The 26,508-nt window shown below is 63.4% G+C and carries 23 protein-coding genes; 21 read left to right on the top strand and 2 right to left on the bottom strand.

What is annotated here, in order from left to right; translation table 11 throughout:
• Nucleotides 1-126: 126 nt before the first annotated feature.
• On the bottom strand, nt 127-456 hold the full coding sequence (gene cyaY / locus CCZ28_RS17910; protein ID WP_140220177.1) for an iron donor protein CyaY: 330 nt from the start codon (nt 454-456) through the stop codon (nt 127-129).
• Nucleotides 457-627: 171 nt separating this feature from the next.
• On the opposite strand from cyaY, the gene lptM reads away from it, so the two are divergent.
• The 16 genes from lptM to CCZ28_RS17830 all read left to right on the top strand — a co-directional run bounded on the left by lptM (nt 628) and on the right by CCZ28_RS17830 (nt 18,967).
• Entirely contained in the window at nt 628-753 is a 126-nt protein-coding gene (lptM, locus tag CCZ28_RS17905; protein WP_007161378.1) for an LPS translocon maturation chaperone LptM, read from the top strand.
• Between the two features lie 9 nt (nt 754-762).
• On the top strand, nt 763-2,010 hold the full coding sequence (gene lysA / locus CCZ28_RS17900; protein ID WP_140220175.1) for a diaminopimelate decarboxylase: 1,248 nt from the start codon (nt 763-765) through the stop codon (nt 2,008-2,010).
• A gap of 12 nt (nt 2,011-2,022) precedes the next feature.
• Nucleotides 2,023-2,853 (top strand): diaminopimelate epimerase, encoded by an 831-nt coding sequence (gene dapF / locus CCZ28_RS17895; RefSeq protein ID WP_140220173.1) that lies wholly within the window; start codon nt 2,023-2,025, stop codon nt 2,851-2,853.
• The gene (locus CCZ28_RS17890; RefSeq protein WP_140220171.1) at nt 2,850-3,536 is read left to right on the top strand and encodes a DUF484 family protein; all 687 of its coding nucleotides are present in this window, start codon (nt 2,850-2,852) and stop codon (nt 3,534-3,536) included. Before dapF ends, CCZ28_RS17890 begins: the two co-directional genes overlap by 4 nt.
• 15 nt (nt 3,537-3,551) lie before the next feature.
• Complete coding sequence (xerC, locus tag CCZ28_RS17885; RefSeq protein WP_140220169.1) at nt 3,552-4,445, top strand: tyrosine recombinase XerC; 894 nt, start codon at nt 3,552-3,554, stop codon at nt 4,443-4,445.
• Nucleotides 4,442-5,152, top strand: a complete 711-nt coding sequence (locus CCZ28_RS17880; protein WP_140220167.1) for an HAD family hydrolase — start codon at nt 4,442-4,444, stop codon at nt 5,150-5,152. The genes xerC and CCZ28_RS17880 overlap by 4 nt, the downstream gene beginning before the upstream one ends.
• A 1,038-nt stretch (nt 5,153-6,190) precedes the next feature.
• Nucleotides 6,191-7,504 carry a pyridine nucleotide-disulfide oxidoreductase gene (locus tag CCZ28_RS17875; RefSeq protein ID WP_240795178.1) on the top strand — a complete coding sequence of 438 codons (1,314 nt, stop codon included), beginning with the start codon at nt 6,191-6,193 and terminating at the stop codon, nt 7,502-7,504.
• 44 nt (nt 7,505-7,548) lie between these two features.
• The gene (locus tag CCZ28_RS17870; protein WP_140220163.1) at nt 7,549-8,721 is read left to right on the top strand and encodes a DegT/DnrJ/EryC1/StrS family aminotransferase; all 1,173 of its coding nucleotides are present in this window, start codon (nt 7,549-7,551) and stop codon (nt 8,719-8,721) included.
• 19 nt (nt 8,722-8,740) lie between these two features.
• Nucleotides 8,741-10,276, top strand: coding sequence for a lipopolysaccharide biosynthesis protein (locus CCZ28_RS17865; RefSeq protein ID WP_140220161.1), 1,536 nt, complete (start codon nt 8,741-8,743; stop codon nt 10,274-10,276).
• Between the two features lies 1 nt (nt 10,277).
• Nucleotides 10,278-11,213: a glycosyltransferase family 2 protein gene (locus tag CCZ28_RS17860; RefSeq protein ID WP_140220159.1), complete on the top strand. Its 936-nt coding sequence runs from the start codon at nt 10,278-10,280 to the stop codon at nt 11,211-11,213.
• Between the two features lie 57 nt (nt 11,214-11,270).
• Complete coding sequence (locus CCZ28_RS17855; protein WP_140220157.1) at nt 11,271-13,484, top strand: polysaccharide biosynthesis tyrosine autokinase; 2,214 nt, start codon at nt 11,271-11,273, stop codon at nt 13,482-13,484.
• A gap of 44 nt (nt 13,485-13,528) precedes the next feature.
• On the top strand, nt 13,529-14,059 hold the full coding sequence (rfaH, locus tag CCZ28_RS17850; RefSeq protein ID WP_140220155.1) for a transcription/translation regulatory transformer protein RfaH: 531 nt from the start codon (nt 13,529-13,531) through the stop codon (nt 14,057-14,059).
• Nucleotides 14,060-14,086: 27 nt separating this feature from the next.
• Nucleotides 14,087-15,085, top strand: a complete 999-nt coding sequence (locus CCZ28_RS17845; RefSeq protein WP_140220153.1) for a glycosyltransferase — start codon at nt 14,087-14,089, stop codon at nt 15,083-15,085.
• The gene (locus CCZ28_RS17840) at nt 15,082-16,329 is read left to right on the top strand and encodes a glycosyltransferase family 4 protein (RefSeq protein WP_140220151.1); all 1,248 of its coding nucleotides are present in this window, start codon (nt 15,082-15,084) and stop codon (nt 16,327-16,329) included. The genes CCZ28_RS17845 and CCZ28_RS17840 overlap by 4 nt, the downstream gene beginning before the upstream one ends.
• A 29-nt stretch (nt 16,330-16,358) precedes the next feature.
• Nucleotides 16,359-17,447 (top strand): glycosyltransferase family 4 protein, encoded by a 1,089-nt coding sequence (locus tag CCZ28_RS17835; protein WP_140220149.1) that lies wholly within the window; start codon nt 16,359-16,361, stop codon nt 17,445-17,447.
• 320 nt (nt 17,448-17,767) lie between these two features.
• Nucleotides 17,768-18,967 carry a glycosyltransferase family 4 protein gene (locus tag CCZ28_RS17830; RefSeq protein ID WP_140220147.1) on the top strand — a complete coding sequence of 400 codons (1,200 nt, stop codon included), beginning with the start codon at nt 17,768-17,770 and terminating at the stop codon, nt 18,965-18,967.
• Nucleotides 18,968-18,970: 3 nt separating this feature from the next.
• Here CCZ28_RS17830 and CCZ28_RS17825 read toward each other — a convergent pair whose 3' ends face one another.
• A complete protein-coding gene (locus tag CCZ28_RS17825; protein ID WP_140220145.1) occupies nt 18,971-19,834 on the bottom strand; it encodes an isocitrate lyase/PEP mutase family protein in 864 nt (287 codons plus the stop codon).
• Between the two features lie 355 nt (nt 19,835-20,189).
• On the opposite strand from CCZ28_RS17825, the gene CCZ28_RS17820 reads away from it, so the two are divergent.
• The 5 genes from CCZ28_RS17820 (at nt 20,190) to CCZ28_RS17800 (ending at nt 26,453) form a co-directional block, all read left to right on the top strand.
• Complete coding sequence (locus tag CCZ28_RS17820; protein ID WP_140220143.1) at nt 20,190-21,398, top strand: methyltransferase; 1,209 nt, start codon at nt 20,190-20,192, stop codon at nt 21,396-21,398.
• Nucleotides 21,399-21,534: 136 nt separating this feature from the next.
• A complete protein-coding gene (locus CCZ28_RS17815; RefSeq protein WP_140220141.1) occupies nt 21,535-21,747 on the top strand; it encodes a hypothetical protein in 213 nt (70 codons plus the stop codon).
• Nucleotides 21,748-22,216: 469 nt separating this feature from the next.
• Nucleotides 22,217-23,626 (top strand): undecaprenyl-phosphate glucose phosphotransferase, encoded by a 1,410-nt coding sequence (locus CCZ28_RS17810; RefSeq protein WP_140220139.1) that lies wholly within the window; start codon nt 22,217-22,219, stop codon nt 23,624-23,626.
• A 157-nt stretch (nt 23,627-23,783) separates the two neighbouring features.
• Nucleotides 23,784-24,221 (top strand): low molecular weight protein-tyrosine-phosphatase, encoded by a 438-nt coding sequence (locus CCZ28_RS17805; protein WP_074529110.1) that lies wholly within the window; start codon nt 23,784-23,786, stop codon nt 24,219-24,221.
• 15 nt (nt 24,222-24,236) lie between these two features.
• On the top strand, nt 24,237-26,453 hold the full coding sequence (locus tag CCZ28_RS17800; RefSeq protein WP_140220137.1) for a polysaccharide biosynthesis tyrosine autokinase: 2,217 nt from the start codon (nt 24,237-24,239) through the stop codon (nt 26,451-26,453).
• Nucleotides 26,454-26,508: the final 55 nt, after the last annotated feature.

Raw genomic sequence — 26,508 nt, 5'->3', positions numbered from 1 at the left:
ACGGGCGACGGACGCCCATTGGGAAGCCGCAAGGCGGCGGCAAAGAAAACGGCGCTCGAAAGGCGCCGTCAGGTCACGCTAGCACAGGGTCTCGGCTCGCGGTCAAGCCGGGCCGACCGGCAACCCTCAAAGTCCCGGGAAGGCCACGCTTTCGCCGGTCTGCTCCAGGGTCACCCGCACCAGCAGGGCGCCGAGCGTCTCGGGCGAGCTGTCGCAGATCCAGTTCTGGCCGTCCCAGTCGAAGTGATAGCCACCCGAGCGCGCCGCTACCCACAGCTGCACCAGCGGCGGCTGGCGGCTGAGGATGACCTGGCTGCCGTTGTCGAACTTCACGGTCAGCACGCCACCGCCGTTTTCCAGATCGAGGTCCAGGCCGCTGTCGTCGTAGGCGTCCTCGACCTGGCGCTGGGTCTGGTCGACGAGGTGGTGGAATTGCGCTTCGCTGAGCCGGCTCATGACGATCCTCGAAAGAAGGGAAACAATCGACGCACGGTAGCGGGCCGCCCAGATGGCGTCCAGTCGCGGCTTTCGCCAGCGCGTGTGTCTCAGCCCATCCGGGCGTGTCAAAGAGTCGCTTAACCTCGGTATACTCGGTGCAATATCATCTTTTCGTATAGGTTTAGCGTCATGAAGCGCCTGTCCCTCCTCTTCATCGCCTGCGCCTGCCTGCTGGCCGGCTGCGGTCAGAAAGGCCCGCTGTACCTGCCCGACGACCAGAAAGCCGCCAAAGAACATCGCCACGACGTGTTCTAAGGAGCCAGCATGGAAGTCTTCGCTGTCCGTGCAGGTGAACTGCATGCGGAAGGGGTGTCCCTGAGCGCCGTGGCGCAGCAATTCGGCACTCCCACCTACGTCTATTCCCGGGCCCACATCGAGGGCCAGTACCGCGCCTATACCGATGCGCTGGCCGGCCTGCCGCACCTGGTCTGCTTCGCCGTCAAGGCCAACTCCAACCTCGGCGTGCTCAACGCCCTGGCGCGCCTCGGTGCCGGCTTCGACATCGTCTCCCGCGGCGAGCTGGAGCGCGTGCTGGCCGCCGGTGGCGATCCGCACAAGGTGGTGTTCTCCGGTGTCGGCAAGACCCGCGACGACATGCGCCGCGCCTTGGAAGTGGAGGTGCACTGCTTCAACGTCGAATCCACCGACGAACTGGAGCGGCTGCAACAGGTGGCCGCCGAGCTGGGCGTGGTCGCGCCGATCTCGCTGCGGGTCAATCCCGACGTCGACGCCGGTACCCACCCCTACATCTCCACCGGTCTCAAGGAAAACAAGTTCGGCATCGACATCGCCGACGCCGAGGCGGTCTACGCCCGCGCCGCCGAATTGCCGAATCTCGAGATCCTCGGGGTGGACTGCCACATCGGCTCCCAGCTCACCAGCCTGCCGCCCTTCCTCGACGCCCTCGACCGCCTGCTGGCGCTGATCGATCGCCTCGCCGAGCGCGGTATCGTGCTGCGCCACCTGGACCTCGGTGGCGGCCTGGGCGTGCGCTATCGCGATGAGCAGCCGCCACTGGCCGGTGACTACATCCAGGCCATCCGCGAACGCATCGAAGGTCGCCAACTGACCCTGGTGTTCGAGCCCGGCCGCTTTATCGTGGCCAACGCCGGCGTGCTGCTGACCCGCGTGGAGTACCTCAAGCACACCACGCACAAGGATTTCGCCATCGTCGACGCGGCGATGAACGACCTCATCCGCCCGGCCCTCTACCAGGCCTGGATGGCGGTGGAGCCGGTCGCCGCGCGCCAGGGCGAGGCCCGCCGTTACGATCTGGTCGGCCCCATCTGCGAGACCGGCGACTTCCTCGCCAAGGATCGTGAACTGGTGCTGGCCGAAGGCGATCTGCTGGTCATTCGTTCCGCCGGGGCCTATGGCTTCACCATGAGTTCCAACTACAACACCCGTGGCCGCGCGGCCGAGGTGATGGTGGATGGCGACCAGGCCCACCTGGTGCGTCGGCGTGAAACGCTGGAAGAACTCTTCGCGGGCGAAAGCCGGCTGCCAAGCTGAGGGGAGCGCTCCATGCAATTGCGCTTCACCAAGATGCACGGGCTGGGCAACGATTTCATGGTCCTCGACCTGATCAGCCAGCACGCGCATATCCAGCCCAAGCACGTCCGCCAGTGGGGTGACCGCAACACCGGCATCGGCTTCGACCAGCTGTTGATCGTCGAGACCCCTACCAAGCCGGACGTCGACTTTCGCTATCGCATCTTCAATGCCGATGGCTCCGAGGTCGAGCAATGCGGCAACGGTGCGCGCTGCTTCGCCCGTTTCGTCTTCGACAAGCGCCTGACGGTGAAGAAGCAGATCCGCGTCGAAACCAAGAGCGGCATCATCGAATTGCAGCTCAAGGGCGACGGCCAAGTCCGCGTCGACATGGGCGCCCCGCGCCTGCAGGCGGCCGATATTCCTTTCGTCGCCGAGGCGGAAGCCTTGAGCCACGCCGTGCAGGTGGACGGCGAAACGGTCGAACTCTCGGTGGTTTCCATGGGCAATCCCCATGGGGTGCTGCGCGTCGCCGATGTCGACCAGGCACCGGTCCTCACCCTGGGGCCCAAGCTGGAATGCCATCCGCGCTTTCCGCAAAAGGCCAACATCGGCTTCCTGCAGGTCATCGATACCCAGCGCGCCCGCCTGCGGGTCTGGGAGCGTGGCGTCGGCGAAACCCGTGCCTGCGGTACCGGCGCCTGCGCCGCCGCGGTGGCCGGTATCCGCCAGGGCTGGCTGAAGTCGCCGGTCAGCATCGAACTGCCGGGCGGCCTGCTCAACATCGAGTGGGACGGCGTCGGCCAGCCGGTGCTCATGACCGGCCCGGCCACCCGCGTCTACGAGGGCCAGGTGAGAGTATGAGCGAGACCCCCGAACTGACCCCGGACCAGGTCGCCGACTGGCTGCTGGACCATCCGCACTTCTTCGCCAACCGCGAAGAGCTGCTGGCGGAAATGCGCGTGCCCCATCAGCGGGGGACCGCCATTTCCCTGGTCGAGCGGCAACTCGGACTGTTGCGCGATCGCAACGGTGAGATGCGCCAGCGCCTGGCCCACCTCATGGACGTGGCGAGGGACAACGACCGGCTGTTCGACAAGACCCGTCGGCTGATCATCGGCCTGCTGGATGCCAACAGCCTCGAAGAGGTGATAGGCACGGTCGAAGACAGCCTGCGCCATGAATTCAAGGTGCCCTACGTCGGCCTCATCCTGTTCCACGAACATCCCCTGCCGGTCGGTCGCAGCGTCACGCCCGCCGAGGCGCAAAAGGTCATCGGTGGCCTGCTGGGCGGCGAGAAGACCACCAGCGGCGTGTTACGCGCCCATGAGCTGGCCTTCCTGTTCGGTGATTCGGCCAAGGAAGAAGTCGGCTCCGCCGCCGTCGCCGCCCTCTCCCACCAGGGCCTGCACGGCGTCCTGGCGATCGGCAGCCCCGATCCCCAGCACTACCGCAGCAGCCTGGGCACCCTGTTCCTCAGTCATGTGGCGGAAGTCCTGGCGCGAGTCCTGCCGCGCTTCCCCGTTCCCCTGCGTACGGTGCGCTGAGCCGAGGAGCGGAGCATGCAGGTCCAGCTCGACGCCTATCTCGATCACCTGCGCCTGGAGCGCCAGGTGTCGCCCCATACCCTCGACGGCTATCGCCGCGACCTGCGCAAGCTGCTGGCCTTCGCCGAAGCCGAAGGCATGGCTGACTGGGGCGCGCTCGACGGTCGGCGGCTGCGTGCCCTGATCGCCCAGTTGCACCGGGCCGGCGCCTCCAGTCGCAGCCTCGCCCGGCTGCTCTCCGCCTGTCGCGGCTTCTATCTCTACCTGATCCGCGAGGGCCACTGCAGCCAGGACCCGGCGCACGGGCTATCGCCGCCCAAGGCGCAGAAGCCGCTGCCCAAGGTGCTCGACGTCGACCGCTCCATGCAGTTGCTCGATGGCGCCGTGGAAGACGACTTCCTCGGCCTGCGCGACCAGGCCCTGCTGGAGCTGTTCTACAGTTCCGGCCTGCGCCTGTCCGAGCTGGTCGGCCTGGACCTTGCGGATGTCGATCTGGCCCAGGGCCTGGTGCAGGTGCGCGGCAAGGGCAACAAGGAACGGGTGCTGCCCATCGGCAGCAAGGCGCGCGACGCCCTGGACACCTGGCTCAAGGTACGAACCCAGGCGGCACCGCGCGACGATGCCCTGTTCATCGGCCAGCGCGGCCTGCGGCTGACGCCACGGGCGGTGCAACTGCGGGTCCGCGAGGCCGGCGTCCGCGAACTGGGCCAGCACCTGCATCCACACATGCTCAGGCACAGCTTCGCCAGCCACATGCTCAGCGCTTCCGGCGATCTGCGCGCCGTGCAGGAGCTGCTCGGCCACGCGGACATCGCCACCACCCAGATCTATACCCACCTGGATTTCGGCCAGCTCGCCGAGGTCTACGACAAAGCCCATCCCCGCGCCAAGCGCAAGGTTAGCCGATGACGATTCGCCTCGTTACCTTCGATCTCGACGACACCCTCTGGGAAATCGCGCCCGTCATCCATTCCGCCGAAGCCCTGCTGCGCGACTGGTTCGCCGAATCCGCGCCGCGGTTGGGGAGTGTCCCGGTCGAACACCTCTGGGCGATCCGCGACCGACTCCTGCACCAGGATGCCGGCCTCAAGCATCGCGTCAGTGAACTGCGCCGGCGCGTCATCCACCAGGCGCTGCTGGATGCCGGCTATGTGGAGCCCGAGGCGGCCCAACTGGCCGAGGCCGGCTTCGCCGTCTACCTGGCGGCCCGCCAGCAGGTCACCCTGTTCGAGGACGTCCATCCGACGCTGGAACAGCTCGCCGACCGCTATACCCTGGGCGTCCTGACCAATGGCAATGCCGATGTCCACACCATCGGCCTGGCCGATTACTTCCGCTTCGCCCTGAATGCCGAGCAACTCGGCATCGGCAAACCCGACCCCATGCCCTTTCGCGAGGCACTGAGGCTCACCGGCATTCCCGCCGAGGCCACCGTCCATGTCGGCGACAACCCGGTGGATGACGTCCAGGGCGCGCAGCAAGCCGGTATTCGCGCGGTCTGGTTCAATCCGCTGCAAACGGCCTGGCAGGGCACGGGGCAACCGGATGCGGAGATCCGTTCGTTGAGCGAGTTGCCGGAGCTGCTGGCGGCCTGGTCATCCGTAGCAAAACGATAAGTCTTACCGCGGGCCGCGAACGCTCTTCGGCGGCCTCGCCAAGCGTCCATACGCCTCGACTATTCCGTTAACCAATCACCAAAATACTCGTCACACTTCTGCTAGCTTTTCGCTCATTCTTTGCGACGCCCTTCACTAAAAATTTGATAACCAAACGAGTTTTGCCAAGCAAGCCTCATTTACCCGGCGATTATTCAAGAACAAGGTCGTTAATAGCCGTCTCGCCTGACAAACACCCTCGTCCGACCTCGCGTTGACAGTACAAAACCTTTTGACAATCATTGCCCCTGACTCGTGGTAGCGCTGGGATTGCGCGCTGAGTCTACTGCCGTATAGGTCAGGGAAGATGCAATAACCTCCCCCTCCTTTGCGTCTCGCCGATGATCGTTCAAGTGCCTGTTATTCATCTCAGCAGGCCTTGATATCGGTAACCCAACTTCCGTTTCACAACGTCCAGGTGCAAACCCGTGCGGTAGCCATGTCTTGCGAATGGCTCGCCACTCCAACACGGTAAACCTGTGCGGTAGCCATGCGTGAACGGCGTTCAAGGACAGGGCTTTGACCAGCCAAGCGAGCACTTGCAGGAGCACACGGATGTCAGCCAGCCCTCTCTCAGCCTCTTGTAGCTCCACTCTCTCGCTTTCGCGGTGCCGTGCAGCAGTCAGTCATGACATCCCTTGCCCTATGCAGGATGGCACGGCCCAGCGCGAAACGGCGGCATGACAGGAACGCGTCTTTTCGCGATCAACAATAAAAAACATCTTCCATTCAGTTCTTGACGCAAGCGCTTTGTAATAACGACTAAGGGTCTCGCTATTAATCCTGCCCAATCGACCGGCAGCCAAATTTCGGTTTCTTAATAGATACGTCTAACCAGCGACCCTTGGCTTTTATTTGTCACTGCCGGGCACCCAAGAACTTAGTTTCAACTTTCAACTCGCGCTTCGACAGCGCATACAGAGGATGGGCCCGATGACACGGAATGATCTATCGGAATCGACATTGGGATGTTTGATTGGTGGCGCAGGCCCGGCAGGCTTGGGATTTTTGTTCAATGCCATCAAGCGTGGCGCAGTGGAACAACTCGCCCAGGCCGGCACCATCATCGTCGATGCCGGCACCGAACTAGGGGCTGGCAAACTGGGCGACTACCAGATCATCGCCAACTCGGTGAGCGACGTCTTTCTCGACTGTCTACGCGATCCGCTGCTGGCCCCCATCCTGGCGCCCCTGCACGCTTCGCCCACCTACAGGCACCTCAAGCTGAATGCCCAGGAGGCACCGGCGCTGCCCATCGTCGGCCAGCTCTTCCAGCAGGCCGCCGCCCTGGTGCTGCCTTGGTTGGAACGTCAGTACGGTATTCCCACCTGGCGCCAGACCCGTATCACCGAAGTCACCTGCGAGGGGTCGAGCTATGTGGTCTGGCTCGAACAGGCGGGGGCCATCAGACGCGTGCGGACCTCCAGTCTGGTCCTGAACCTGGGTGGCAAGCAGACGCGGCAGAGCTTCGCCGAAGGTACCCAGGCCATGGGCCTGCAACTGCCGCAGCGTGCGCCGATCGACAGCTCGGACAACCTGCTGCGCCTGCAACCCGAAGCCCTGCGCCAGCGCTATCGCGCCCACCTCAAGGATGGCGGCCCCATCTGCGTGGTCGGTGGCTCCCACAGCGCCTTCTCCGCATTGGACAATCTGGCCAGCGCCCTGCATCACGACGGCTTGCGCGAGTTGACGCTGGTCCATCGCTCGCCGATCCGGCTGTTCTACGAGACGGCGGCCGAGGCCCTGGCCGCCGGCTATGACTTCGATCCCATGCAGGACATCTGCCCCATCTCCAAGCGGGTCAACCGCTCCGGCGGCCTGCGCTACCGGGCCCACGAGATCGGGCGCCAGGTCCTCGCCGGGCAGGGCATCGGCGGTACGCCGGTCAAGGTCAACACGCTGCAGCTGGATGGCAGTCACGAGCGGCTCGAACGTGCTCAGCGGCTGTTCGACAACGCCGCCCTGCTGGTACAGGGCCTGGGCTACCAGCCGATCCTGCCCGAACTGCGCGGCGAGGACGGTCGTCCGCTGTCGCTGCGAACCCTGCGCGGCGGCCTGGACTCCGACGCCGCCGGCTGCCCCCTGGACCAGCATGGCCAGCGCCTCAAGGGCCTGCATCTCTTCGGGCTCGGCTCGGGCCTGGCGGTGGATCCGCGGCTGGGCAGCGAGGCGTCCTTCTCCGGGCGCATCTACGGGGTCTGGCAGTTCCACAACGATGCCAGTCGCGAGGCCCTCGAATCGGTGCTCGACCGCCTGGACAAGCCGGGCGCGACCTTCCGGCAAGCGGGCGATGCGGTCGTCGAACACGCCTGACCGCACCGACACCTATCAAGGACTCGATAAGCAGGTACCGGATCATGATCAATGTGACCAAGCCCTATCTGGGTGACAAGGAACGTTTCAAGGCGTACATCGACAAGATCTACGCCAACAACTGGATCACCAATCAGGGTCCGCTGCACGCCCAGCTCGAAGAGCGCCTGCGCGACTATCTGGGGGTCAGGAACATCATCCTGGTCAACAACGGCACCCTGGCGCTGCAGGTCGCCTATCGCGCGCTCGGGCTGACCGGCAGCGCCATCACCACGCCCTTCAGCTTCGTCGCCACCACCAGCACCCTGCATTGGGAAAGGATCCGGCCGATCTTCGCCGACATCCACCCGGAAACCTGGAACCTGGACCCGGCCAATGTCGAAGCGGTGATCGAGCCCGATACCTCGGCCATCGTCGCCACCCATGTGTTCGGCAACCCCTGCGATGTCCAGGGTTTGCAGCAGGTCGCCCAGCGCCACGGCCTGAAGGTGGTCTATGACGGCGCCCACGCCTTCGGCACCCGCTACGAAGGCCGCTCGGTGTTGCAATGGGGCGACATCACCACGGTCAGCTTCCACGCCACCAAGCTGTTCCACACCATCGAGGGCGGCGCGATCATCACCGAGGATGACGAGCTGGCCGAACGCGTCCGCCGCATGATCAATTTCGGCATCGTCGATGCCGAGCGCATCGAAGGCATGGGCATCAACGCCAAGCTCAACGAGGTATCCGCCGCCATGGGGCTGTGCATCCTCGATGAGCTGGAAGACATCCTGGCTCGCCGCGCCAGCATCGGCCGGTACTATGAAGCACGCCTGCAAGGCACCTTCGACCTGCAACGGCCGACCTACAGCAGCCAGCTGAACTACAGCTACTTCCCGGTGGCCCTGCGCGACGAGACGGCGCTGCTGGACACCAAGCAGGCGCTGAACGCCGTCGGCATCAATCCGCGCCGCTACTTCTATCCGTCGCTGGAGACGCTGGACTACCTGCAACCCCAGGTGATCAAGCCGATCTCGCGCAAGCTGAGCCAACGCATCCTCTGCGTGCCCATCTATCCCGATCTGCCCGAGACCACCCAGGACCTGCTGCTCGAGACCCTGCTCTCGGTACAGCAGAAAAAGACCAGCCTGGAATCCCTGCGGGCGCTCATCACGCCGGCACAGCTATTGCCGAGCTGGGACTTTCCCGGCGACTCCTCTCCCGCGCTAACCTGATCCTGGCCGACCCTCTCCCATGACCCGTCCCGCGAAAGTGTCGGTGCTGCGCAACACCCTGATCAACTATGCCGGTCAGGCCTATGCGCTGCTGATCGGCATCCTGATCCAGCCGCTGTACCTTGGCCATCTGGGCGCTGAAACCTACGGTCTGATCGGCTTCTTCGCCGTGCTGCAGACCTGGCTGCAACTCCTCGACGTCGGCATTTCCGCCTCCCTGGTGCGGGATGTCGCCCATGGTCGTGGCCAGACGGGCGCCGGGCGTACCCGTGGCCAGTTGCTGCGGTCGCTGGAATTCGTCTTCATTCCGCTGGCGACCCTGGCCTTCGTCGCCATCGAGCTGAACTCGGCGTGGATGGCGGGGCATTGGCTGAACGTCCAGGGGCTGCCCGAGGCAACCGTGGCCCACTGCATCGGCCTGATGGGGCTGATGATCGCCTTTCGCCTGCTGTCGACGCTGTACAAGAGCGGTGTCCAGGGCGTCGAGCTGCATGGCTGGCTGAACCTGGTCAACGTGCTGATCGCCACGGTGCGCTATTTCGGCGGCCTGATCCTGGTGATGTGGATTTCCCAGGAGCCGCTGGACTTCTTCGTGTTCCAGGCCTGCGTCGCCGTGTTCGAGATGCTGGTCTATGCGCTCAAGGCCTATCGCCTGCTGCCCAACCCCGCGTGGTGGAGCGGCTTCGACTGGCAACGGGTGAAGCCCATCGTACCCTTCGCGGCCAGCATGTCCTTCACCTCGATCCTGTGGATCGCCCTGACCCAGCTCGACAAGCTGGTGCTGTCCAAGGCGCTGCCGCTCGCCGAATACGGCTACTTCAGCCTGGTGGCGCTGATCTCCACCGGCATCGTCACCCTGACCAACCCCTTGGTGCAGGCCCTACTGCCGCGCATGACGGTGCTGGTCTCCCAGGGCCAGGCGCTGGAGCTGGAACGGCTCTACCGCAACGCCGCCCGCTTCGCCTTCGCCATCCTGCTGCCCCTGGCGGCCATGGTGGCCTTCCATGGCGAGGCGCTGGTCTATGCCTGGACCGGCGACCGGGTCTCCGCCCACTGGAGCGAGCCGATCCTGTTCTGGTACGCCCTGGGCGCGGCGCTGCTGGCGCTCAGCCAGTTCCAGTTCTACCTGCAGTACGCCTACGGCAAGTTGCGCCTGCACGTCTGGTACAGCCTGGTCTCGGCGGTCATCTCGGTGCCCATCGTGATCCTGGTGGTCCTGCATTACGGCGCCTATGGCGCGGCGCTGGCCTGGTTCTGCATGCGCCTGATCCCCTTCGTGATCTGGCCGGCGATCATCCACGGCCGCTTCGCGCCGAATCTGCAGCGCTACTGGAACCAGGATCTGCTGGTGGCCGTGGTGGTGACCGCCCTCGGCGTGGGCCTGAGCAAGTTGCTGTACCAACAGATTCAACCGCAGGAGCGGTTCGCCATCCTGGCCACCCTCGCCCTGAGCGGGGGCCTGACCCTGATGCTGGTGGCGCTGGGTTACGTGCTCTGTTCACCGAAACAGACCCGTACGCGCCTGTTTTCCCACCTCTACAAAGCAGGTATCTGACATGGACGCTCGGACCGAAACAGACATCATGAAACGCTGGCCGACCGACGCCACTCGGCCCGTCCTCAGCATCGTCTGCCTGACCTTCAATCACCGCGACTACATCGCCCAGGCCATCGACGGCTTCCTGCGCCAGCAGACCGACTTTCCCTTCGAGATCATCATCAACGACGATGTCTCGACCGACGGCACCCGGGACATCCTCAGGGACTACGCACAGCGCTATCCCCGGCTGATCCGCCTGATCCTGCAAGAGGAAAACCAGTACAGCCAGGGCAAACCCTATGGCATGCCGGTGTTCCAGCAGGCCCGTGGCGACTACATCGCCTATTGCGAAGGCGACGACTACTGGAACGATCCGCGCAAGCTGCAACTGCAGGTGGACTTCCTGGAGGCCAACCGCGACTACGCCCTGACCTTCCATGCCTCCTATGCCTTCAACAGCCAGGGCATCGTCAATCCCCAGCGTTTCGACGGTCGTGATCACTTCGACCGCAGCGAAACCGACCTGAAGAAGGCGCTGCCGCTGTCCACCCTGACGGCCTGCTTCCGCAACGTGCTGCGTGAATTGCCACCGGAACTGCAGACCGCCGCGCTCATGGACATCGTCTGGTGGTCGCTGCTGGGCGCCCACGGCAAGGGCAAGTTCATGGCCGAGATCCGCCCGGCCGCCTACCGCGTCCATGAAGGCGGGATCTTTTCCATGCGGGCCAGCCAGAAGCGCCTGCAGATGGATCTGCACACCCAGTATTGCCTGGCCAACTACTACTACCGGCTGGGCGAGCGGGACCTGCACATCTTCTTCCTGCGCCAGGTGCTCAGCCTGTCGCTGTCCTCGATTCCGCCAGCACAGAAGCTCAAGGCGCTGGCGCGGGCGGTGTGCAACATAGCGGTCAACACCGGCCGCCGCTTCGCCCCCAAGCGCGTCACCTACTGAATCAACCCATAGCAGTTTTCCTACTGCGACGTATCCAGCCACTAGGAAGGGACCCCAATGACCGCCATGCAGCGATCTTCGTTCGAACAACACGAAGAACAACACCTGGACCTCAAGACGATGGCGCTCACGCTGCTCGATCACAAGAAGCTGATCGCGGGCATCACCGGGGGCTTCCTGGCCCTGGGCATCGCCTATGCCGTGCTGTCCACCCCGCAATACGTCGCCGGGGCCATGATCCAGATCGAACCCAAGAAGAACGCCCTCACCGCCGTCGCGGAAACCGTGGTGCGGCCCAACTCGGCGTCGCCGGCGGTGGCCGAGATCGAATTGCTCAAGTCACGCGCGGTGCTCGCCAAGACCGTGGAGAACCTGCGCCTGGACATCGAGGCCAAGCCGCGCTTCTTCCCGCTGATCGGCCATTACCTCTGGCGCACCTACGATGCCGATCATCCCGGACAACTGGCGGACAGCTGGCCGCAACTGCGCCGCTTCGCCTGGGGTGGCGAGAAGATCGATGTCTTCCAGCTCGACGTGCCGGACGAGATGTACGGCGAGCCCCTGACGGTGGTGGCCGGCAGCAACGGTCGCTATCGGCTGCTGGACAAGGACAAGCAGCCGGTCCTGGAAGGCCAGGTCGGCCAGCTGGCGACCGGCAACGGCTATCGCGTGCAGATCAAGACGCTGACGGCGCGCGCCGGCACCGAATTCAAGGTGACACGCAACCGCGTCATCACCACCGCGCAGCTCTACCAGAACCGCATCAAGACCAGTGAGGCCGGCAAGGAGTCGGGCATCATCTACCTGTCCTTGGCGGACGAGAATCCCGACCTGGCTAAGAGCGTGCTGGCCGAGATCAGCCGCCTGTACGTCCTGCAGAACGTCGAGCGCAGCTCGGCGGAAGCGGCGCAGCGCCTGGACTTCCTGCGCAGCCAGCTGCCGGGGGTACGCAAGGACCTGGAAAGCGCCGAGGCCGCGCTCAACAACTACCAGACCAACAGTCGCTCGGTGGACATCAGCCTGGAGACCAAGGCGGTCCTGGACAAGATCGTCGCCCTCGACACCTCCATCTCCCAGCTCAAGCTCAAGCAGGCCGAATACGATCGTCTCTACACCCGCGATCACCCGACCTACAAGACCCTGCTGAACCAGCTCGAACAACTCGAGGTGGAGAAGCGCAGCCTGCAGCGCAAGGTAGAAGCCCTGCCCAGTACCCAGCAGGAGCTGCTGCGCCTGAACCGGGACATGAAGGTCACCAACCAGACCTACCAGTTGCTGCTCAACCAGGCCCAAGAACAGGACATCATCCGCGCCGGCACCATCGGCAACGTCCGCCTGGTCGACAACGCCGACGTCAACCTCGACGAGCCGGCCACCAACCGCAAGATCGCGCTGATCCTGTCGCTGCTGCTGGGCCTGGTGACCTCGGTCATCGTGGTCTTCGTCCGCCAGGCCTTCCAGAAAGGCATCGAGAATCCCGATACCGTCGAGCAGATCGGTCTGCCAGTCTATTCCACCCTGCCCTTCACCAAGGACCAGGAGCGGCTGAACCGGCGCCTGAAGAAGAAGACCCGCCACGGCGAACCCCTGCTGCTGAGCGTGGTGCAACCCGCCAACCTGGCGGTGGAATCCCTGCGCAGCCTCAGATCCAGCCTGCACTTCGCCATGCTGGAAGCCAAGAACCGGGTGATCATGATCTCCAGCCCGACCCCGGGCGTGGGCAAGTCCTTCGTCTCCAGCAACCTCGCCACGGTGGTCGCCCAGTCCGGCCAGCGCGTCCTGCTGATCGACGCCGACATGCGCAAGGGCTATCTGCACCGGGTGTTCGGCCTGCAGCCGCAGGCGGGGCTGTCCGAAGTCCTGACCGGGCGCAGCAAGCTGCGCGACGCCATCCTGCCGAGCGGCGTGGCCCAGTTGGACATCATCGGTTGCGGCCAGGCGGCACCGAATCCTTCCGAATTGCTGATGCACGCTAACTTCTCCCGCCTGCTGGACGAAGTAGGCAGCCTCTACGACCTGGTGATCGTCGATACGCCGCCGATCCTGGCGGTGACGGACGCCGCCCTGGTGGGCCGCCTCGCCGGTACCACCCTGCTGGTCACCCGCTTCGGCCAGAGCACCCTCAAGGCGGTGGAGAACTCGCGGCGCCGCTTCGCCCAGAACGGCATCACCATCAAGGGCGCCATCTTGAACGGCGTCCAGCGCAAGGCCTCGATGGCCATCGAAGACGACGGTGCCTACGGCTACTACGAATACGGCCCCCGTACCTGACGTACCGCCCTGCCCCTCGGCTTCCCAGAGAAGGACCTCAGCCCATGACGCTCGCCACTCGCTCCAGCCACTGGTACCTGGTGCAAACCAAGCCCAATCAGGAAGTCCGGGCCGAAGAGAACCTGAGCCGCCAAGGCTTCGTCTGCTTCCGGCCCCAGCGCGAGCGCCAGGCGGCGGGCAGAAGCCGCGTCGCCACCCAGGAATCGCTGTTTCCGGGCTACCTCTTCATTCACCTCAATGACGTGAACGACAACTGGTACCCGATTCGCTCGACCCGCGGCGTCAATCGGATCGTCAGCTTCGGCGCCCAACCGACCGCCGTGGGCGAGGACATCATCGACGCCATCCGCCAGCGGCTCGCCACCCCGGTCGAGGCGCCGCCGGCGCACCAGCCAGGCGCGGCGGTCCGCGTCCAGTACAGCCCGGAGCTGGAAATGGACGCCGTCTTCCTCAGCCCCGATGGCAACGAGCGGGCCATCATTCTGCTGCGCATCCTGCAGCGCGAGCAGCGGGTCAGCGTTGCCCTCGATCAACTGTCGGCGGCCACCCCCGCCAACCAACGGCTACGCGCCTGACCGTAAGGTTTCTCGGAGGACTTTCCCATGCACTGCAAAACCACGGTCGTTACCGTCACCTACGGCAATCGCCTCTGCTATCTGGAACAACTCGTCAGCCGTGCCCTGGCCGAGCGCTGCGTCCACCAGGTCATCGTCGTCAGCAACGCGGCGACGGTCGCGCTGGACAGCCTGGAGGCCCGCTGGCCCGGCCAGGTTAAGGTCATCGCCCTGAGCGAGAACACCGGCTCCGCCAATGGCTACGCCGTGGCGCTGGAAGCCGCTCTGGCCAGCGAGACCACCCACATCTGGATGATGGACGACGATAACGCACCCCTAGGCGACGCCCTGGACGTGCTGCATCGGCAGTTGGACGCTCTCGCCACCCGCTATGGCCAGGACAAGGTCGCCGTGCTCGGCTATCGGCCCACCCAGCAGGCCGACATCGCCCAGTGCATCCCCACCAGGATGATCACCCAGCCGCGGTCGAGCTACTTCGGCTTCCACGTGGCGCGCATCCCCTACAAGATCTGGCGCCGCCTGCCCTGGGGCCGGCCACGCGGGGGTACCCCGGCCGCCCTGGTGGAACTGCCCTTCGCCCCCTACGGCGGCATGCTCGCCCACCGCAGCCTGTACGAGCGGATCGGTCTGCCGCTGCGCGAGCTGGTGCTCTACTCCGACGACACCGAGTACACCTATCGCATCACCCAGGCCGGCGGAAAGCTGTTCATGGTCACCGGCGCCGAACTCGAAGAACTCGAGCACTCCTGGAACATCAAGGAGAACACCAGCAATGTCTATCAGAACTACTTGAAGGCGGGCTCGGACTTCCGCGCCTACTACGCCGCGCGCAACCAGGCCTGGTTCGACAAGAACGTCTGGGCCCGCTCGCAGCCGATGTACAGCCTCAACCGCTACGTCTTCCATACCCTGCTCAAGCTGTTCGCCCGCGATGAGCAAAGTCGCCAGCGCCTGGCCCTGATCCGCCAGGCGGTGCAGGACGGCGAGACCGGGGCGCTGGGTATCAACCGTAGCTATCCGCTATGAAACTGCTCTTTCTCAACAGCTTCTATCCACCCCATGTGGGCGGTGGGGCGGAGCTCATCCTGCAACGCAGCGTGGAAGGCTTCCAGCAGCGCGGCGACGAGGTCTGCGTGCTGGTCACCGGGCCCGAAGCGGGCCTTGTGCAGGAGCAGGTGAATGGCGTGCGGGTCTATCGCGCCGGCCTGAAGAATCTCTATTGGCCCCTGACCCAGCAGCGGCCCGGTCCGCTGGCGCGCTTCGGCTGGCACTTCCGTGACCAATACAACAAATCCATGCGCACGCCCCTGCGGGAGGTGCTGCAACGGGAACAGCCGGACCTGGTGGTGTGCCACAACCTGTCCGGCTGGTCGGTGTCGGCCTGGGACGAAATCCGCGCCAGCGGCACGCCCCTCGTGCAGGTGCTGCACGACATGTACCTGCTGTGCCCGAAGAACACCCTGTTCAAGAAGGGCCAGAGCTGCCAGCAGCGCTGCGGCAGTTGCGCGGCCCTGCGCCGGCCCCACGCCGCGCAATCCGCCCAGGTGGATGCGGTGGTCGGGGTCAGCCGCTACCTGCTGGAAACGATCCGGGACAAGGGCTACTTCCAAGGCGTCCCGGCCCAGGTCATCCATAACAGTAGCCTCATCGACGGCAATCATGAGGCGCTGCCACCGTCTCCCGCGGGCAACCCCCTGCGCTTCGGCTACCTGGGTACCCTGTCGGAAAACAAGGGCGTGGGCTGGCTGATCGAGCAGTTCCAGCGCCTGTCGCTCAACGCCACCCTGACCATCGCCGGCAAGGGCCAGCTCGCCTACGAAGAGCAACTGAAGGCCATGGCCGATCCCAGCAGGGTCAGCTTCGTCGGCTATCAGCGGCCCCAGGACTTCTTCAGCGGCATCGACGTCTTCGTGGTGCCCTCGCTGTGGGCCGAGCCCTTCGGCATGGTCGCCGTCGAGGCCTGCGCCTTCCAGAAACCGGTCATCGCCAGCCGCATGGGCGGCTTGCCGGAAATCGTCCGGGACGGCGTGAACGGCCTGCTGTGCAATCCCGCGGACCGCGATTCCCTGGGCCGGGCCCTGCAGCGTCTGCATGACGACGCCGAACTGCGGCAACGCCTGAGCCTGCTCAGCCGCAGCGCGGTGGCGCCGCTGCTGAGCCTGGAACCCATGCTCGATGACTATCACCGCCTGTTCGAACAGGTTCTGGGCCAGGCCCGGCACGGCGCCGCCGGCACGCTTCACCCCGCACAGACGCAGCTTTCCAACTGAGCCACAGGTTCAAGGCCACGGGCAGAATCATGATCATCGTCAATTCCCGCTTCATCACCCAGGACCTTCGCGGCGTCCAACGCTTCGCCGAATGCATCTCGCTGGAGTTGGCGAAGCTGAGAGGCGACCTGCGTTTCGTCGCCCCGCCGGGCAGCGTGCGGCCGGAGGTCGCCAAGCGCCTGAACATCGAGATCATCGGCACCCACCAGGGCCAGCGCTGGGAGCAATGGGACCTGCCGAATTGGCTGCGCACCCAGGGCAATCCCCTGCTGCTCTCGCTGTGCAGCACGGCGCCGCTGCGCTACGCCAACCAGATCGCCACCCACCACGACATCAACTACGTGCGCTTCCCGGAAAGCTATTCCTGGAAATTCCGCACCTCCTATCGCTGCCTGATTCCGCTGCTGCTCAGGCGCACGCGTTCGCTGATCACCGTGAGTGAATTCTCCAAGGCGGAAATCTCGCGCTTCTATCGGTATCCAGGCGACTCGATCACCGTCGTGCCCAACGCCGTCGCCGAGGCCTTCACCCTGGATGGCCCGGTTGCCGCGGCGGGCAAGCCCTATCTGCTGGCCGTCTCCTCGCCCAGCTATCACAAGAACTTCGCGCGGATGCTGGCAGCCTTCGCCGCGCTGCCGCCGGACCTCGCTGTCGAATTGCGCATCGTCGGCGACAGCCACGCCGTCTTCGGCCAGAGCGATCTGGCGACCCTGGCGGCCCGCGATCGCCGGGTAAAGCTGCTCGGCAGGATCGACGACCAGGCGCTCGCGCAGCAATACCGCCATGCCACGGCCTTCGTCTTTCCCTCGCTCTATGAGGGCTTCGGCATTCCGCCACTGGAAGCCCAGGCCTGCGGTTGCCCGGTGATCTCGGCCAATACCGCCTCCATGCCGGAAGTCCTGCAGGACAGCGCTCTCTACTTCGATCCCTACGAGGCATCGAGCATCACCCAGGCGATGCTGACCATCCTGCGCGACCCGCGGCTTAGAGAGACGCTCAAGGCCAAGGGCCTGGCCAATACCCAGCGCTTCAGCTGGAAAGCCTCCGCCGGGAAGGTCTCCGAACTCCTGGATACGGCCCTGGCCGCAGCACCGAAAACCGCGGCCAAGGCCGCCTGATACGACCGGCTCGACGCCGCCCGCGATGAAGGTGGAGCGCGCTCGATTTCACTCCAACCCCAGAACCCAGAGCACTCATGGAAGAGACACGCACAGCCAGGGCAGGCCGAGACGTCCCCTCTGCGGACCTGACCACCGAGACCTCACCAGGGGAGCCCGAGCCGGCCCCCAACCCAGCCATCCCGTTGCCCGAACTCGACCGCACGCTGGACGGCATCGAGATCACCCGGCTGCCCTGGGGCTATGCCGTGACCAGAACAACCAGCACTTCATGAATCAGCACCAGCCGTTGATTTCATTTCTCGCTTAAGGAAGACGACATGAAAATCGCCATCGTCCACGATTGGTTGGTAACCTTTGCTGGCGCAGAGCGCGTGCTCGCCGAGCTGTTCGAGATCTGGCCAGAGGCCGACCTGTTCAGCGTGATCGACTTCCTGTCGGATGAAGATCGGGCCCACCTCAAGGGCAAGCACGCCACTACGACCTTCATCCAGCGACTGCCGCAAGCCAAGAAGCGCTATCAGACCTATCTGCCGCTCATGCCCCACGCCATCGAGCAACTGGACCTGTCGGGCTACGACCTGATCATCTCCAGCAGCCATGCCGTGGCCAAGGGCGTCCTGACCGGACCGGACCAGCTGCACATCAGCTACGTCCATTCGCCGATCCGCTACGCCTGGGATCTCCAGCACCAGTATCTCAAGGAAGCCGGCCTCAATACCGGGCTGAAGGGCAAGCTGGCGCGCATCATCCTCCATTACGTACGCATCTGGGATCAGCGCACCGCGGCGGGGGTGGATGCCTTCGTGGCCAACTCCCACTTCATCGCCCGGCGGATCAGCAAGGCCTATCGCCGCGAGGCTAAGGTCATCTATCCCCCCGTCGACATCAGCCGCTTCACCCCGGCTGGCGGCAAGGACGACTTCTACCTGACCGCCTCACGCATGGTGCCCTACAAGCGGATGCCCATGATCGTCGAAGCCTTCAGCGCCATGCCCGACAAGAAGCTGGTGGTGATAGGTGCCGGACCCGAATTCGAGAAGGCCAAGGAAGTCGCCGGCCCCAACGTCACCCTGCTCGGCTATCAGGATTTCGATAGCCTCCTCGATCACATGAGGAGAGCCCGGGCGTTCGTCTTCGCGGCGGAGGAAGATTTCGGCATCACGCCCATCGAAGCCCAGGCGTGCGGCACGCCCGTCATCGCCTTTGGCCGCGGCGGGGTGCTGGAAACCGTCCGGGGGCTGGATGTGCAACATCCCACGGGAGTCTTCTATCCCGAACAGAGTGTGGCGTCTTTGTGTGCGGCCGTGCGCCAATTCGAGGCATTGGAAACGCCCATCAGCCAGCAGGCCTGCCGACACAACGCCGAACGCTTCGCCATCAAGCGTTTCCGCCAGGAGATGCGCGCCTTCGTCGAAGCCCGCGTGGCCGCCCTGCACCTGCCCACCGACCTGGATCTCGACATCGTCACGCCCTTCCCGAGCAAGGGGTTGCAACCGAGCTCGCTGAATACCGCCTGATCGCTACTCCTTCACGTCCATGAAGTCCCGCGCCCAGGCGCGATATTCCTGCAAGGTCGAGTACTTGGTGGACAACTCGGAGGCGGACAGGTCCGAGGCGTTGATGTGTCTTTGCTCGCGCAGGCAATCGTAGGTGGCCTTGATCGCGGCGAAGTAGGCGGCGTGGCCGTTCACCACCACCCGTACCCCGGCCTTCGCCAGACGGGCGTTGTCCCGTAGTTGGGGATTGCCGTAGGTCACCAGCATCACCGGCACGCTCAGGTGCTGGGTGATTTCTTCCAGATGGTCGAAATCCCGGATACCCACCATGCAGATACCATCCGCACCCGCCGCCTCGTAGGCCTTGGCCCGCGCGATGACATCCTCGGTGCTCAGCTCGGTGGCATTGGTCCGGGCGAAGATGCTCAGGGCCTCGTCGATACGGGCCTCCAACGCTCCCTTGATCTTGCCGATCCCCTCCTCGACGCTCACCAGGTCGGTGGACTTGCGCCCGTAGCCCGCGGGCAACACGGTGTCCTCGATGGTCAGCGCCGCCACACCCGCGCGCTCCAGCTCGGTGATGGTCCGCATCACGTTGAGGGCATTGCCGTAGCCATGGTCGGCATCGGCGATGATCGGCAGCCGTGCGACCCGACCGATCCGGGTGGCCTGCTCGACGAATTCACTCAGGGTGATCAAGGCGAAATCCGGCGCCGCCAGCACCTGCAAGGAGGCCACCGACCCGCCCAGGATGCCCATCTCGAAGCCCAGGTCGTTGGCGATACGCGCCGACATGGGATCGAACACGGAGGCCGTGTGGTAGCAGCTTTCCGATTTCAGCAGGGCTCTGAATGCTAGACGCAGCTTGTGCGGGGAGGTTGGCTTCATGAAATTTTCCTTCAGGGATATACCGGACAGGCAATGTTAGCGCGACAGGTAGAGGTCACACGACCGGATGTCCGGCTTTAAGATAAATCGATTCACCCATCCGACTCTCGATCGATGGAAAGATCGGCCCCAGACTACCGGCTTGATATTACCTTTGCCTGAAGCCGGCAGTTTCGTTTGCGCCTTGCCAGCCACTCGCCCGGGTGTCGATCAACAGGCAAGCGCCGGGCCATTCGAGACCTGGCACAGGGCACCGGTCGCTCGGGAAATTTCGATATCCATGGATGCCCGGGCCCAGCGACAATAGGAGGACAGGTTCCGCTTCACTGCCCCTTCGCCACTGCCCACCGTCATCATGCAAGCCGACGCCTTCATAGATCGTTTCCGCGCCCTGGACCTTTTCCTCACCGAGCATCAGGACCTGTGGCGCCCAAGACCCTTCGTCGAACTGCAACTGCCGTGGGAGGCGACCTATCCGGAGCTGGCCGCCTGGTTACGCGCCCGCAGTCTGGCAGATGCCGAAGCGGTGCACACGGCGCCCCACACCCTCGCCGCGCCAGAACCCTTTTCCTCGCTGGCGCAAGCCGCCTGGGCCTTGACCCAGGTCGCTGAACTCGCGGAGATCGTCATGCCTCCGCCGCTGGAGCGGCAGGATGTCGCCGTTCCCGGGCGGAAATGGCAGCAGATCGAGGCCTTCGGCAGCAAACTGAATTTCCAGCGACCCGTGCAGCGCTGGGTCGACTGGTGCGCGGGCAAGGGCCACCTGGCCCGACGCCTGGCGCAACCCGACACGCCCGCCCTGTGCCTGGAAGTGGATGACGCCCTCGTCAGCGCCGGCGAACAACTCAGTCAGAAAGTCCGGGCTCCGGTAGGCCATCGGCAGGCAGACGTGCTCCAACCCCTGCCCGCCGCCCACCTCGGCACCGGCGACACCCCGGTCGCCCTGCATGCCTGCGGCGACCTGCATCGGCAACTGCTCCGCGTGACGGTGGAGCGGGAGTGCCGGCAACTGGCGCTGGCGCCCTGCTGCTATGACCGCATCGCCGCTCCTCTTTATGGCCCCCTATCCGAGGTCGCCCAGGCATCCCCCCTGCAGCTGGAGCGCGAGGACCTGCGGCTGGCCCTGTGCGAAACCGTCACCGGCGGCCAGCGCGTCCGCCGCGACCGGGACCTGTCCATGGCCCGGCGGCTGGGCTTCGATCTGTTGCAGCGTAAGGTTACCGGCCGCGATGCCTACCTCAACACCCCGCCGCTACCCGTCCAGTGGCTGCGGCAACCCTTCGCGGCCTTCGGCCAGGAATTGGCGCGCCTCAAGGGCCTCACACTGCCGCGAGACGTCGACTGGCCCCATTGGGAAGCGCAAGGTTTCCAGCGCCTGGCACAGGTTCGTAACCTGGAACTGGTAAGGGGATTGTTCCGACGTCCGCTGGAGCTCTGGCTGGTGCTGGACCAGGCGCTGTTCCTGCAACAGCGCGGCTATGCCGTGCAACTGGGGACTTTTTGCGCGGCCGACCTGACACCGAGAAATCTGATGCTGGTAGCAGAAAAAGACCCGCTGGCCTGATCGAACAGCCGCTCTAGGCTGCACGTTTGTCGGAATCTACCGGAGGAAATGAAAAAAATGCCTTTTGGTGATGGACTTCTCACAAAGTCTGCACAATAGTTAGGTTGCAATCTCGCAATAAGCAGGAATAACAAAAATGCGCTACTACCTGCCCGTTTGGACCGGCGTTGCCGGTTGCCTCGCCTTCGCCCAAGCTCAATTGCCCTGGCTTGCGGTTGCCTCCCTCCTCGTCAGCTGGTCTTTCTTGCTGTTCTCGCATGACCACTCAAGAAACTCGGCCTGGCATTCCAAGATTTCCACCCTCCCAGTCGATCCTCGTTTCAGCTTCCAGTCCCATCAGCGTCATTGAGTCGCTCTGCAGGCCAAGGACTGGCCTCTAAGACGCTAAGCCTTTGAGCTGTCTCATTGTTTGGTGATGCACTCCACAGATTCCGCATCCTATTTTGGGACCCGACGGAACGTTTCGAGTGCTCCCGCTGCCCGGATTTACCTTTCGTCCCCCCGAAACGCCGAAGAAGTGTGCCTCTCGTCCGCACGTAGTGTGACGCAGTCTGCTCTTCTCACCCGCCTCTCCCCTCCCGCAGTTCGTCTGGCGTGCTATTTGCCCTGATTTGGGCTAGCTCGACAGCACTTTCCCGCCTTCTCTACCGTGTGAACCTCTTAATCGGTGCCGAGTCCTAACGACGCTACAGCCATCATGGCACTTGGCGATCGGTGACCAATTACCGCTCCCACGCCGCCATAGTGAACATTCAGACGCTGGTAGCAGCTTGCCCAGTTGAAAGTTCGTGCATCGGTACAGGCACAAGGATGGAACCATGAATTTGAAAGAACGCGGCATTTTGCATACGAACTCCTCGGCAATATCGCTCGCGCACCGCTTGCTCGACCTCGCCGTGATCACCCTGAGCGCCTACGTGGCCGGTACCTGGGCGTCCGAGCACGGCATGCGTCCCGAGCACTGGGTCATCATCTTCCTTTCCCTGCTGATCTTTCATTTCCTCACGGAGCTGAATCACGTCTATGGCTCCTGGCGCGGTGAGCGGGTCACCGACGAACTGCTCAAGATCGCCACCTACTGGGTACTGACGTTCGCTACCGTGTTCATGGTCGACTACTTCTTCTTCGACCAATCCTATCTCTCGCCCGGCGTGATGCAGACCTGGCTCGGTCTCACCCTGGGCACCCTGTGTGGTTACCGCTTAGTGCTGCGTTCGCTCATGCATTCGCTGCGCAAGGCCGGCATCAATACCCGCAACGTCGCCATCGCCGGCAATGGCATGGTGGCGCAGCGTCTGGCGCACACCATCAGCAAGGCGCCCTGGATGGGCCTGCGCATCGCCGGCTTCTACAGCGACAACCAGGAAACCGGCGAAGAAGGCGTGCCCAGCCCCACCCTGAACGGCGATCTCGACCGCCTGATGCAGGACGTCCGTTCGGGCCAGGTCGACAAGGTGTACATCACCCTGGGCATGGCCGATCAGAACAAGATCAACTGGCTGGTGCAGGAGCTGAGCGATACCACGGCTTCCGTCTACATCATCCCGGACATCTTCATGTTCCACCTGCTGCATGCCCGCAGCGAAAGCCTGGATGGCTTGCCCAGCATCAGCATCTTCGATACCCCGATGGACGGCGCCAGCCACATCGTTAAGCGCATCGAAGACATCGTGCTGTCGTCCATCATCCTGGCCATGATTTCCCTGCCCATGCTGGCCATCGCCATCGGCATCAAGATCACCTCGCCCGGCCCGGTCTTCTTCAAGCAGAAGCGCTACGGCATGGACGGCAAGCCGATCGAGGTGTGGAAATTCCGCAGCATGAAGGTCATGGAAAACGGGGCCAAGGTCACGCAGGCGACCAAGAATGACTCCCGGATCACCCCGTTCGGTGCATTTTTACGACGTACTTCTCTCGATGAATTGCCTCAATTCATTAATGTACTCCGCGGCGAGATGTCCATCGTCGGTCCCCGTCCCCACGCCGTCGCTCACAACGAGCAGTACCGCAAGCTGGTGCAGGGCTACATGCTCCGCCACAAGATGAAACCCGGCATTACCGGCTGGGCTCAAGTAAACGGCTGGCGCGGCGAGACCGATACGCTGGACAAGATGCAGAAGCGGGTCGAGTTCGATCTGGACTATATCCACCACTGGTCTTTCTGGTGGGACGTCAAGATCATCTTCCTTACGCTGTTCAAAGGCTTCATCAATAAGAACGCATACTGAGATCGACGGGCTTTAATTACCCGTCCCTCAGGACGACGATCTGGAGCCGAGACTCCTGAATTTAATGACACCGGCAGGAAGTGATCCTGAGGACCAGGTATTGCTTGAACATCTGCCGTCAATACCTGTTGTCCGGGCAACAGGAAGGTTTTGAAGAATGATCAAGTCGATATTGGTTGTATGCGAAGGGAACATATGCCGCAGCCCAGTCGCGGAAGCACTACTGGCCAAGGCACTGGAAGGTCGTGACGTCGAGGTCGGCTCCGCCGGCATCCGTGCGCTCGTCGGCCATGGCATCGAGAAGACCGCTCAGGAGGTATTGCGCGAGAACGGCATCGATTTCACTACCCACAAAGCTCGCCAAGCGGATGCAGAGATGCTGCGCAAGGCAGATTTGATTTTGACCATGGAAGAGTTTCACTCACGCTCCGTCGAAAGTATTGCTCCTGAAGTCAGGGGTAAGGTTTTTCTGATCGGGAAATGGTTGAGCAATCAAGAAGTACCAGACCCTTATCGCCTTTCTAAAGAGATGTTCCAAAATGTACACATACTTTTGACGCGCTGTGTAAACAGTTGGCTTCCATACATCAAATAGGGAAGAAGGAATTTCATGACTACGATGCCTCGCTTTACTCCCGAACTTAAGAACGAGTCGGACATCAACTTCTCCGCACTCTTCGGCATGCTCATCGACTATAAATGGCAGCTATTGTCGATCATCGGTATCTTCGCTGCGCTTGGTATCGGCTATGCCGTCCTGGCGACGCCGATGTATTCGTCGAACGCCATGATCCAGATCGAAATGGAAAAGAAGGGCGTGACCCGCCTGACTGATCAGACCTCTGGCATGCCGCCGCCCATGCCCGAAGCGGTGACCGAGATCGAGCTGCTCAAGTCGCGCTCGGTGATCGGCAAGGCGATCGAAAACCTCAAGCTGGACATCGTCGTCAAGCCGCGCTACTTCCCGATCATCGGCAACTTCGTCGCCCGTCGTTTCCAGCCGCAGAACGACACCGACGTCGCCTCTCCCCTGCTGGGCCTGAACAGCTTTGCCTGGGGTGGCGAGAAGCTGGTCATCGACCAGTTGGAAGTGCCTGACAGCAACCTCGACAAGCCGATGAAGCTGAAGGTCGAGGACAACCAGAACTTCACCGTCTTCAACAACGATGAAGAAGTGGTGCTGCACGGTAGCCTCGGCCAGCCGGTGAGCAATGACGGGTACCAGATCCAGGTGTCGACCCTGCAGGCACGCCCGGGTACCGAATTCACCATCATGAAGCAGCGCTTCTCCAAGACCATCCAGGAATACCAGGGTCGTCTGGTTGCCGGTGAGCGCGGCAAGATGTCGGGCATCATCGGGATCGGCATTCAGGATTCCGATCCGCTGCGCGCCCAGGCCATCGTGCAGGAAGTAGCGGACATCTATGTTCAGCAGAACATCGACCGCAACGCCGCCGAATCCACCCAGAGCCTGGAATTCCTGCGCGCCCAGATCCCGGTCGTGAAATCCGATCTGGAAAAGGCCCAGTCCGCGCTGAACTACTATCAGACCAACAAGAAGTCGGTCGATATCGACAGCGAGACCAAGGGCGTACTGGAACAGTCCGTGGCCCTGGACAACCAGATCTCCGAGCTGAACCTCAAGCGTACCGAGATGGATCGCAAGTTCACCCGTCAGCACCCGGCCTACCAGGCGCTGATGAGCCAGCTGGGCCAGCTGCAGGCCGAGCGCGCCAAGCTGCAGAAGCGCGTCGAAGTCCTGCCGGAAACCCAACAGGAACTGCTGCGTCTGAACCGCGACATCGAAGTGACCAGCCAGACCTATGCGCTGATGCTGAACAAGGCGCAGGAACTGGAAGTCATCCGCGCCGGTACCGTGGGTAGCGTGCGCATCATCGACAACGCCAACGCCAACGTCGATGACCCGTCCGCCCCCAACAAGCCGCTGATCATCGCCGTCGCCATCATCCTGGGCGCCATCGTCGGCCTGGCCGTGGTCTATACCCGCCATACCCTGCGTCGTGGTGTCGAGACTCCGGAAGCCATCGAGCAGATCGGTCTGCCGGTCTATGCCTCGATTCCCTTCAGCAAGAACCAGGCGGATGCCGCCAAGGGTCTGGGTAACAAGAAGCCGGGCGAGTCCTCGCTGACCGCCCTCACCCATCCCACCGACCTGAGCACCGAAGCGCTGCGCAGCCTGCGTACCAGCCTGCACTTCGCGATGATCGAGGCGAAGAACAACATCCTGATGATCTCCGGTCCGAGCCCGGGCGTCGGTAAGTCCTTCGTGTCCTCGAACCTGGCGGCGGTAATCGCGGAATCCGGCCAGCGGGTGCTGCTGATCGACGGCGACATGCGCAAGGGCTACCTGCACAAGCTGATGAGCACCAAGCAGCAGGACGGCCTGTCCGATCTGCTCAGCGGTCGCATCGCGCTGAACGACGCCATCAAGAAGACCGAAGTCGGCAGCCTCGATTTCGTCTCCTGCGGTCAGTTCCCGCCGAATCCGTCGGAACTGCTGATGAGCCTGAGATTCACCACTGTGCTGAAGAAGTTCAGCGAGCTGTACGACATCGTGATCATCGATACCCCGCCGATCCTGGCCGTGACCGAGGCCGGCATCATCGGCAGCCATGCCGGTACCAGCCTGATCGTCGCCCGTTTCGGCATGAACAGTGTCAAGGAGCTGGAAGCGACCAAACGCCGCTTCGACCTCAACGGCATTCCGCTCAAGGGTGTGATCTTCAACGCCGTGGAACGCAAAGCCAGCAACTACGGCTCCTATGGCAACTACCACTACTCCTACGAGCAGGGTAGCAAGGCTTAAGGAAACACCCCGGCTGGACGGCCCGTGGGCCGTCCAGCCCGTCCCTTCAGGGATC

Origin of the sequence: Pseudomonas oryzihabitans (genome assembly GCF_006384975.1) — a bacterium.
GTDB lineage: Bacteria > Pseudomonadota > Gammaproteobacteria > Pseudomonadales > Pseudomonadaceae > Chryseomonas > Chryseomonas psychrotolerans_B.
This window is presented reverse-complemented; position numbering and strand designations above follow the sequence as displayed.

Bases quoted from the DNA above. Each gene is read 5' to 3' on its own strand.
- cyaY (WP_140220177.1), bottom strand. From the start codon at position 456: ATGAGCCGGCTCAGCGAAGCGCAATTCCACCACCTCGTCGACCAGACC.
- lptM (WP_007161378.1), top strand. From the start codon at position 628: ATGAAGCGCCTGTCCCTCCTCTTCATCGCCTGCGCCTGCCTGCTGGCC.
- lysA (WP_140220175.1), top strand. From the start codon at position 763: ATGGAAGTCTTCGCTGTCCGTGCAGGTGAACTGCATGCGGAAGGGGTG.
- dapF (WP_140220173.1), top strand. From the start codon at position 2,023: ATGCAATTGCGCTTCACCAAGATGCACGGGCTGGGCAACGATTTCATG.
- CCZ28_RS17890 (WP_140220171.1), top strand. From the start codon at position 2,850: ATGAGCGAGACCCCCGAACTGACCCCGGACCAGGTCGCCGACTGGCTG.
- xerC (WP_140220169.1), top strand. From the start codon at position 3,552: ATGCAGGTCCAGCTCGACGCCTATCTCGATCACCTGCGCCTGGAGCGC.
- CCZ28_RS17880 (WP_140220167.1), top strand. From the start codon at position 4,442: ATGACGATTCGCCTCGTTACCTTCGATCTCGACGACACCCTCTGGGAA.
- CCZ28_RS17870 (WP_140220163.1), top strand. From the start codon at position 7,549: ATGATCAATGTGACCAAGCCCTATCTGGGTGACAAGGAACGTTTCAAG.
- CCZ28_RS17865 (WP_140220161.1), top strand. From the start codon at position 8,741: ATGACCCGTCCCGCGAAAGTGTCGGTGCTGCGCAACACCCTGATCAAC.
- CCZ28_RS17860 (WP_140220159.1), top strand. From the start codon at position 10,278: ATGGACGCTCGGACCGAAACAGACATCATGAAACGCTGGCCGACCGAC.
- CCZ28_RS17855 (WP_140220157.1), top strand. From the start codon at position 11,271: ATGACCGCCATGCAGCGATCTTCGTTCGAACAACACGAAGAACAACAC.
- rfaH (WP_140220155.1), top strand. From the start codon at position 13,529: ATGACGCTCGCCACTCGCTCCAGCCACTGGTACCTGGTGCAAACCAAG.
- CCZ28_RS17845 (WP_140220153.1), top strand. From the start codon at position 14,087: ATGCACTGCAAAACCACGGTCGTTACCGTCACCTACGGCAATCGCCTC.
- CCZ28_RS17840 (WP_140220151.1), top strand. From the start codon at position 15,082: ATGAAACTGCTCTTTCTCAACAGCTTCTATCCACCCCATGTGGGCGGT.
- CCZ28_RS17835 (WP_140220149.1), top strand. From the start codon at position 16,359: ATGATCATCGTCAATTCCCGCTTCATCACCCAGGACCTTCGCGGCGTC.
- CCZ28_RS17830 (WP_140220147.1), top strand. From the start codon at position 17,768: ATGAAAATCGCCATCGTCCACGATTGGTTGGTAACCTTTGCTGGCGCA.
- CCZ28_RS17825 (WP_140220145.1), bottom strand. From the start codon at position 19,834: ATGAAGCCAACCTCCCCGCACAAGCTGCGTCTAGCATTCAGAGCCCTG.
- CCZ28_RS17820 (WP_140220143.1), top strand. From the start codon at position 20,190: ATGCAAGCCGACGCCTTCATAGATCGTTTCCGCGCCCTGGACCTTTTC.
- CCZ28_RS17815 (WP_140220141.1), top strand. From the start codon at position 21,535: ATGCGCTACTACCTGCCCGTTTGGACCGGCGTTGCCGGTTGCCTCGCC.
- CCZ28_RS17810 (WP_140220139.1), top strand. From the start codon at position 22,217: ATGAATTTGAAAGAACGCGGCATTTTGCATACGAACTCCTCGGCAATA.
- CCZ28_RS17805 (WP_074529110.1), top strand. From the start codon at position 23,784: ATGATCAAGTCGATATTGGTTGTATGCGAAGGGAACATATGCCGCAGC.
- CCZ28_RS17800 (WP_140220137.1), top strand. From the start codon at position 24,237: ATGACTACGATGCCTCGCTTTACTCCCGAACTTAAGAACGAGTCGGAC.